Annotated in this window: 7 protein-coding genes; 4 read left to right on the top strand and 3 right to left on the bottom strand. The window is 74.4% G+C overall.

From position 1 onward, the window contains the following. The first annotated feature begins 240 nt into the window (after positions 1-240). The 3 genes from SSBG_RS04025 to SSBG_RS04015 all read left to right on the top strand — a co-directional run bounded on the left by SSBG_RS04025 (position 241) and on the right by SSBG_RS04015 (position 3,658). Positions 241-1,041, top strand: a complete 801-nt coding sequence (locus tag SSBG_RS04025; RefSeq protein WP_078491208.1) for a protein phosphatase 2C domain-containing protein — start codon at positions 241-243, stop codon at positions 1,039-1,041. A gap of 101 nt (positions 1,042-1,142) precedes the next feature. After that, positions 1,143-2,888 carry a pyruvate dehydrogenase gene (locus SSBG_RS04020; RefSeq protein ID WP_008744943.1) on the top strand — a complete coding sequence of 582 codons (1,746 nt, stop codon included), beginning with the start codon at positions 1,143-1,145 and terminating at the stop codon, positions 2,886-2,888. Between the two features lie 272 nt (positions 2,889-3,160). Then, positions 3,161-3,658, top strand: coding sequence for an ATP-binding protein (locus SSBG_RS04015; RefSeq protein ID WP_037871064.1), 498 nt, complete (start codon positions 3,161-3,163; stop codon positions 3,656-3,658). Positions 3,659-3,772: 114 nt separating this feature from the next. Here the strand turns inward: SSBG_RS04015 and SSBG_RS04010 are convergent, their stop codons facing one another. Both SSBG_RS04010 and SSBG_RS04005 read right to left on the bottom strand, forming a co-directional pair. Beyond that, a complete protein-coding gene (locus SSBG_RS04010; RefSeq protein ID WP_037868891.1) occupies positions 3,773-4,843 on the bottom strand; it encodes a DUF2637 domain-containing protein in 1,071 nt (356 codons plus the stop codon). A 478-nt stretch (positions 4,844-5,321) separates the two neighbouring features. After that, positions 5,322-6,227: a (2Fe-2S)-binding protein gene (locus tag SSBG_RS04005; protein ID WP_037868889.1), complete on the bottom strand. Its 906-nt coding sequence runs from the start codon at positions 6,225-6,227 to the stop codon at positions 5,322-5,324. A 168-nt stretch (positions 6,228-6,395) separates the two neighbouring features. Here SSBG_RS04005 and SSBG_RS04000 point away from each other — a divergent pair, with 168 nt between their 5' ends. Next, complete coding sequence (locus SSBG_RS04000) at positions 6,396-7,418, top strand: GntR family transcriptional regulator (RefSeq protein ID WP_420790261.1); 1,023 nt, start codon at positions 6,396-6,398, stop codon at positions 7,416-7,418. A gap of 66 nt (positions 7,419-7,484) precedes the next feature. Here SSBG_RS04000 and SSBG_RS03995 read toward each other — a convergent pair whose 3' ends face one another. Further along, positions 7,485-8,201, bottom strand: a complete 717-nt coding sequence (locus SSBG_RS03995) for a hypothetical protein (protein ID WP_037868886.1) — start codon at positions 8,199-8,201, stop codon at positions 7,485-7,487. Between the last annotated feature and the right edge of the window lie 269 nt (positions 8,202-8,470).

The following is an 8,470-nucleotide window of genomic DNA, read 5'->3' as shown; positions in this document are numbered from 1 at the left end:
CCGCCTCCGTGACGCCACCCCCACCCCGCTCCGACCACCCGCCTTGCCGCCCCCGCAGGCAGCGTCCAGCCCGGTCCCGGCGGGGCCGCCGCCGCTCCCGTCCCCTCCGTCGCCTACGTCGGCGACCGCCCTCCCACCTACGAGGCCGAGCCCACCGCTCTCGCCGAGAGCGATCCCGGGGCGCTCGACGCCTACGTCCCCGACACCGTCCTCGAAGGCGGGCGGTTCGGGGGCAGCACCCTGCGGGCCGTCTCGCAGCGCGGGGACTCCGCGCGCTACCGGGGCGAGGCGCGCAGGGACGCGCTGCTCGTCGCGCGGTTCGGCGCGGGCGACGAGGGGATCGTGCTCGTCGCGACGGCGACCGGGGCGCGGGCGTGCCCCGAGGCGCACCGGGCCGCGACCGAGGCCGTACGGTCCATCGCCGCCGCCGTGGGCCGCAGCCACCGGCGCCTCGCCGACGACATCCGCGCGGCACGCCGGGGCGACCTCAAATCCGGTCTGCACCGCCTCACCGACCGCACCCTCGGCCGCCTGCGCGCCGCCGCCGCGGAACGCGGTCTCGCCCCCGAGGAGTACACAGCGAGCCTGCGCTGCCTGCTGCTCCCCACCGACGCCCAGTGCCGCACGCGCGTCTTCTTCGGCGCGGGCGAGGGCGGGCTGTTCCGGCTGCGGGGCGGGGAACTGCGCGACATCGAGCCCGAGGCCCCCGCCGACGGACCGCCCCGCTCCGCCCCCGGGACCGGAGCGCTCACGCCCGGCCTCGGCATCGGGCGGCCCCCGAGCCCGTACGCGCCCGTCGAGGAACCCCGCCGCGAACCTTTCCGCTTCCACGCCTCCATCGCCCGATCGGGCGATGTGCTGCTGCTCTGCGGCACCGGCCTCGCCGAACCCCTGCGCGGCAGCCCGCCGCTCGCGAGCCACCTCGCCGCGCGGTGGTCCGCGCCCGAACCCCCCGGGCTCGCCGCCTTCCTGGCCACGAGCCAGACGCGCGTCAAGGGCTACGCGGACGACCGCACCCTCGCCGCCGTGTGGGAGGCGTGACCTCCGGCACCCCTGCGTTTGGCGGGCACGATCGCGGTCACTGTGACTTCATGGGTTCGTGGCTTCATGAACCCGTGAAGCACAGAAGGGGTGCGAGTGCCATGGCCAAGCAGAACGTAGCCGAGCAGTTCGTGGACGTCCTCGTCCGCGCGGGCGTCCAGCGGCTGTACGGCGTGGTCGGGGACAGCCTCAACCCCGTGGTCGACGCGATCCGCCGCAACTCCGCGATCGACTGGATCCACGTCCGCCACGAGGAGAGCGCCGCCTTCGCCGCCGGAGCCGAAGCGCAGATCACCGGCAAGCTCGCCGCCTGCGCGGGCTCCTGCGGGCCCGGCAACCTGCACCTCATCAACGGCCTCTACGACGCCCACCGCTCCATGGCGCCCGTGCTCGCCCTCGCCTCGCACATCCCCTCCAGCGAGATCGGCCTCGGCTACTTCCAGGAGACCCACCCCGAGCGGCTCTTCACCGAATGCAGCCACTACAGCGAGATGATCTCCAACGCCGCCCAGATGCCCCGCGTCCTCCAGAGCGCGATGCAGCACGCGGTGGGCCAGGGCGGCGTCGGCGTCGTCACCCTCCCGGGTGATGTCGCCGCGCACGACGCGCCCGAGCGCGCCGCCGAGCAGGCGATGATCACCGAGCAGCCCACCGCGCGCCCCGGTGACGCCGACATCGACAAGCTCGCCGCGCTCATCGACGGCGCCCACCGCGTCACCCTCTTCTGCGGCGCCGGTACGGCGGGGGCGCACGCGGAGGTCATGGAACTCGCGGGGAAGATCAAGTCCCCCGTCGGGCACGCGCTGCGCGGCAAGGAGTACATCCAGTACGACAATCCGTACGACGTCGGCATGAGCGGCCTGCTCGGCTACGGGGCCTGTTACGAGGCCACCAACGAGTGCGACCTGCTGATCCTGCTGGGCACCGACTTCCCGTACACCCCCTTCCTGCCCGACAAGGACGTCAAGATCGTCCAGGTCGACATCCGGCCCGAGCACCTCGGCCGCCGGTGCAAGCTCGACCTCGCGGTCTGGGGCGACGTGCGCGAGACGCTGCGCTGCCTGCTGCCGCGCGTCAAGCCGAAGGAGAACCGCCGCTTCCTCGACAAGATGCTCAAGAAGCACGCCGACGCCCTCGAAGGCGTCGTCAAGGCGTACACCCGCAAGGTCGAGAAGCACACCCCGATCCACCCCGAGTACGTCGCCTCCGTCCTGGACGAGATCGCCGACGAGGACGCCGTCTTCACCGTCGACACCGGCATGTGCAACGTCTGGGCCGCCCGTTACATCACCCCCAACGGGCACCGGCGCATCATCGGCTCCTTCCGGCACGGCTCGATGGCGAACGCACTCCCGCAGGCGATCGGCGCGCAGTTCACCGACCGGAACCGGCAGGTCGTCTCGATGTCCGGGGACGGCGGCTTCTCGATGCTCATGGGCGACTTCCTCACCCTCGTCCAGTACGACCTCCCGGTGAAGGTCGTCCTCTTCAACAACTCGGCGCTCGGCATGGTCGAGCTGGAAATGCTCGTCGCCGGGCTGCCGTCCTTCGGCACGACCAACAAGAACCCGGACTTCGCCGCCGTCGCCCGCGCCGCCGGTGCCTACGGCGTACGCGTCGAGAAGCCCAAACAGCTGGAGGGCGCCCTGCGCGACGCCTTCGCGCACAAGGGCCCCGCCCTGGTCGACATCGTCACCGACCCCAACGCGCTCTCCATCCCGCCGAAGATCAGCGCCGACATGGTCACCGGCTTCGCCCTCTCGGCGAGCAAGATCGTCCTCGACGGCGGGGTGGGACGGATGCTCCAGATGGCCCGCTCCAACCTCCGCAACGTGCCCCGTCCCTGAGGAACCGCCACGACGAGCGCCCTCCTGCGGCCCGTACCGCGCGCCCCGGCGCGAGGTGCGGCCCGCGTGCGTCGGGGTTTCGGGGCGGGTGCGCCGAGGAGGCGTCAGGTACGGACCCAGCGGGCATGGTCCTCGTATACGCGTTCGTAACAAGCGGAGGCGTGACGAGAGTCGACAGCGTGGTCGAGGTGGTGTTCGCAGACCCCGCGCCCGGCCGTGTGCCGGGGCGGGGCCGACCGGCGGCGTGGTCCGTCACGGGGGTGGAACCGTACATGGACGGGCACAGGACCGACCGGCGCGGCCGGCAGGGGCGCGGGGCGAGCGCCCGGCGGGTGCTCCCGCGCCGCCCGCCGCGCAAGCACCGGCTCACCAGGAAGCTCGACCGCGCCGATCTCCGCGCCGTCGGCGAGGCGCGGCACGCGCTGCGCGAACTGCTCGACCGGCACGGTCAGGACGCCTCGTGCGCCGACACGGCCGAACTCCTCACGAGCGAACTCGTCACCAACGCCCTCGTGCACACCGAGGAGGACGCCGTCCTCACGGCCGTCGTACGGCGCGGACGGCTCCGCGTCGAGGTGCGCGACCGGACCAGGGACGTGCCCCGGGCGCGTACCTCCGTGCCCGAGGAGCACACGGGCGGGCGCGGCCTCGGCCTCGTGCAGAGCCTCGCGGACGCCTGGGGCGTCAGGGCGGCGGGAGCGGGCAAGGCGGTCTGGTTCGAGCTGGAGACGGGGGAGGCGGGAGAGCTGGGGGAGGCGGGGCTCGGGTAGGCGGCGGGACCGCAGGGCCGGGCGCGCCGGCTCAGCGTAGACCTACAACGTCAGGGGCGGCCGGCACCGGTGAGGGTGCCGACCGCCCCGCACGGCTCGGGGACGGGGTGCGGCTCAGCCGAACTGCCGCTCCATCTCCTTGAGTTTCCGCTCCAGGTTGTCGAGCCGGGGGAGTGCCTGGGTGTCGTCCTCGGCCGTCAGGTCGACAACGGCTCCTTTGGCAGGCTCCTCCGGGGCGGAGGTGGGATCATTCTTGGTGGTGAGGGCCTGCAAGGAGGGCCGCCCGGGAGGCAGTTGCTCGGTTTCCGGTATGGCGGGGTCCGAGTCGGCCTGGCCGAGGCCGGCCATCGCCTGCTGCACATCGACCTGGCGGCCGCCCCCGCGACCGCCCCAGCCCCGCGTGCCGCGGCTGATCGCCTTGAGCTGAGCCTTCTTCAGACGGGCCTGCTCGCGGTCGCGCTGACGGCCGACCTGCTTCTGCCGCTTGTCGTCCCGTACCTCCTCGACCGCCTCGTCAAGGCTGCGCACGTTCTCCAGGAGCATGAGCGACCAGGCGCCGAAGGTCTCGCGCGGGGCGCGCAGCCACCGCACGATACGGATCTGCGGCAGCGGCCTCGGCACCAGGCCCTGCTCGCGCAGCGCGGCGCGACGGGTCTGCTTGAGGGCGCGGTCGAAGAGCACGGCCGCCGAGAGCGACATCCCGGAGAAGAACTGCGGGGCACCCGCGTGGCCCGTGCCGCGCGGCGCGTGCACCCAGTTGAACCAGGCGGCCGCGCCCGCGAACGTCCACACGAGCAGGCGCGAACCGAGGGCCGCGTCGCCGTGGCTCGCCTCACGCACGGCGAGGACCGAGCAAAACATCGCGGCCCCGTCCAGGCCGAACGGCACCAGGTACTCCCAGCCCCCGGAGAGGTTGAGGTTCTGGCGGCCGAAGCCGACCAGGCCGTGGAAGGAGAGCGCCGCCGCGACAGCCGCGCAGCAGAAGAGGAGCACGTAGGAGGCGCTGCCGTAGACCGCTTCCTTGCGGCGACGGCGCTCCTCGCTGCGCTCCCAGGAGTCCTCGGCCGCCGCCGCTTTCGCCCCGGCCCGCTTGCCACGGGTGAGCACCGCAACCGCCGCCAGCATTCCCAGGAGCAGTACGGCGCCGGGTACGAGCCAGTCCAGCGATATGTCGGTCATTCTCATCAGGGGGGTCCCTTGCGTCGGTAGGGCCTTGCGGTGCCATCGTGGCGCACACCGAAGGGCCGTCAGGTGGTTTCCGGGCAACTGGACGCCAATGGGGGGTACCGGGCACCGGATAGCGTCGACCTGCTCGAACTCTCGCGCGAAGACAGGGAGTTCCGTGCGAGACAGAATACTCGCAAGGATGACGGGGTGTGAAACCGTTGCACATGGGAACGCGGGCCCGCGACGGGAGCCCCGATTGCCGTGTTCCGGAAGAAGCGGGCGGGGCGGAGTGCGGCCGGAAATCACCGGTGTGAGAAGGGTGTTGGAAGGGTAGCGCCGCGAGGTGCGCGGGGGCGTGCGGGAGAAGTGCGGGCGCGCGTGGTGCCGGTGCGAACGCGACGGGTGGGAACCGGGGGCGCGCGTCGCGCCCGCCCGTACGGCACACCCGCCCGTACGGCGCCCGCGCTGACGCCCCCCCCGCCCGTACGGCCCCCGCTCAGGCGGCGGCAGCGGCCTCTTCGGCCCCGTCGCTCTCCGCCGTCAGGCGCTCCGCGTTCAGGCGGGCGACGCGGTCGGCGTCGCACAGGCGCGGGCACGTCCCGCAGATCTCCTCCGCCCCCAGCGTGTACGACAGGCAGCAGCTCACCCGGTCCCTGGTCGGCAGCGTCTCCCCGTCCGGCCCGGTCAGCTCGCGGAAGCCCGGCGTGCCCACGTACGGCTTCGTCGTGCCGGGCAGCAGCGCCTCCAGCTCGGCGGTCGTGCGGGCCTCCTCGCCGAGGAGTTCCCCCATGTACGCGAGACCTTCGACGATCTCGTCGGTGACCATGCCCCACAGCGCCCGGCCCCGGCGGCGCATCAGCGGGCCGATGCCGTCGAGCAGCGGCCCGAGGTGGGTGGCCACCGCCTCCCGCACCTCGGCGCGCAGCGCGTCCTCGTCCGGTACGACGACGGCGAGCGGGTGCCCGGCCTCGGGGTCGTCGGGCAGGCAGGCGAACGGCACGGAGCGGACGGTCATGCGGTAGCGGGGGCGGTCGAAGTACACGTCGCCCGCGCCGTAGCGCGGCACCCGGCGCACCAGGAGCCACGGCAGCGTGATGAGCAGGCAGGCGGGCCACGCGTACCGGTGGAAACCGAAGCTCGCGACGACGTCGGGGCGGGGCGTGCGCCCGTAGTCCCGCTCGATCTGCTCGCGGTCCCAGCGCAGGTACTCCGCCAGCTCGGCGCCCGCCTCGGCGAGTCCCGCCGCGCTGACCCAATCGCCGCCGGCCGGCCCCGGCGCGCCGGCCGCCAGCTCGCTCACCCGCAGCTCGGGGAAGACCTGGGCCAGTCGCGCCCACACGGCGCCGACCGGCGACGCCGCGACCGGCGCCGGGAGGGCGGAGAGCTGGGGGGAGTGCGGCATGAGCGGACCACCGAATCGCACGTCGAAACAGCAGGACTTACAGGTAAGCCTTACCTTACCGGAAGTGATCGGGATGGGAACCGGGGGCCACTCCCTCTATCGTGCTCGTGGTGCGCGAAGCCCGCACGCCACGAGCACACCCGCCCCAGCGGTACGGAGGAAGGCGAAGTGGAACGCGAACCGGCCCCCCGGGGCCCGCGCCCGGCGGACCGGGCCGAGGACCGCGTCCCCCCGCCCCGCCGTCCGGGTGAAGACGCGAACGGCGGCACGCGCGGGCGTGGCGCGGCGTGGGGCGCGGAAGGCGCGGCGCGGGGCGCGGGAGGCGCGGACCGGCGCCCGGTGGCCGCAGGCGGGCCGGTACGCAATGTGACGGACTCGGCCCGTGGTGGCCCGGGGACGGGTGAGGCCGGGTCGCGCGCGGCGGCTGCGCGTCCGCCGGTCCCGGAGGTCGTGGATGGTGTGACTCCGGACGGGGAGAGCGGCGGCGGGCCCGGTGCGGGGGGCGCGCGCCCCGGGGCGGTGCATCCCGCCGACGTCGCGCGGGAGCCCGGGCGAGGGCAGGACCATCCGGGTCACGCCCGTACCCCGCTGCGCCGCACCTCGGTGCGGGGGCAGGTGCTCGACGCGCTGCGGGCCGCGCTCGACTCCGGGGAGCTGGAGCCCGGCCGGGTCTACTCGGCGCCGGCACTCGCGGAACGGTACGGCGTCTCGGCGACGCCCGTCCGTGAGGCGATGCAGCGGCTCGCCGCCGAGGGAGCGGTCGAGACGGTGCCCAACCGAGGCTTCCGGGTCCTGGCCCGCACCCCCGCCGAGGCGTCCGCGCTCGCCGAGGTGCTGCTGCTGATCGAGCTGCCGGTCCTCACCCGGCTCGCCGCCACGCTGCCCGCGCTGCCGCCCGGACTGCGCCCGCTCGCCGAGCGGTCGCGGGAACTGGCGGCCGCCGGGGACCGCACGGCCTACGCCGAAGCGGACCGCGCCTTCCACCGGGCGCTGCTCGACCTGCACGGAAACCCGCAGCTCACCCAGGTCGCCGACGCCGTCCACCGGCGGGCGGGGAGCCCGCGCGCCCGCACCGCGCAGTCCTGGGCCGAGGAGGCGGCGCAGCATTCGGCGCTCCTCGACGCCATCGAACGCGCCGACGCGGCGATGCTCTCGACGGTGCTGCGCAGCCACCTCGGCGTGCGGAGCTGAGGGGGCGTACTGCCCTCGCCGCTCACTCGGTCCCGGCGGAGCCGAGAGGCGGGGCGCCCCCGCCGCTCACTCGACTCCCAGCCGTCCCTCCAGCAGCCTCGGCACCCCGTCCAGGAGCCGCCACAGCCTGCGGGCCTCGACGCGGAGCCGGTCCGCCTCGGGGTCCGGCAGGGTGTCGGCGAGGGCCGCGAGGGTCGGGGGTGTGCCGACGAGATCGCCCAGGGTCTCGCGCAGGGCGAGGCTCTGCGTGAAACCGTGCCGGGCCTCCGCCACCTCGCCCTCGCGCAGGGCGAGTTCGGCCAGGCGGTACCAGGTGCGGGCGAGGAGGAAACGGTCGCCGTGCGCCGTGGCGCCCGCGTGGGCGCGGCGGTAGGCCGCGCGGGCCGGCTGCGGCGCGCGCGCGAGGTGTTCGGCGATGAGGCCGCGCCGGTAGTCGAGGAGCGGGCGGTGCGGTGAGCCGGGGGCGAGCAGCGCCGCCGCCCTGCCGAGCGCCGAACTCGCCTCGTCCGCGCGGTCCCTGATACCGAGCGAGGTGGCGAGGTAGGCGAGGTGGCCGCGTTCGCAGGCGGCGGTGCCGCGCTCGTCGTCGCTGTGCGCCAGCGCCTCGGCCGCGCGCAGCGCGTCCTCCGCCTCCGCCCAGCCCTCGCCCGTGTACAGGCAGCGTTCCGCGAGCAGTTCGGTACGCCGCAGAGCGGCTTCCGCGCCGGGGAGCGGGATGAGCAGAGCGGCCGCCTCGGTCCAGCAACCGCGTGCCCGCAGCCGCCACAGCGACCGCTCGGACACTTCCGTCTCCCCCGCGGGTCCCGGCTTCGACGTCGGTACGGACCAAGGCATGGCGGTATCCGCCACAGTCCCCTCCTCACATCACGCGCGCCGGTGAGCTGTGACGTGCATCTCAGCACGAGGGGCGGCGGGCCGCCAAGGGGGTGGGTGAAAGATTTCACAAACGCGCCGGGCGCGTGTCCCGCCCCGCTCGCGAGCCCCGCGCGCCCCCGTACCGCCCGACCTGCGGGGGAGCCCCCGGAGCCACCGCTTCCACCGGATGCGCGGGT

The sequence above is a fragment of the Streptomyces sp. SPB074 genome, assembly GCF_000154905.1.
In the GTDB taxonomy this organism is placed as follows: domain Bacteria; phylum Actinomycetota; class Actinomycetes; order Streptomycetales; family Streptomycetaceae; genus Streptomyces.
The sequence above is the reverse complement of the archived record's forward strand: the minus strand, read 5'-3'. Positions and strand labels throughout refer to the sequence as shown.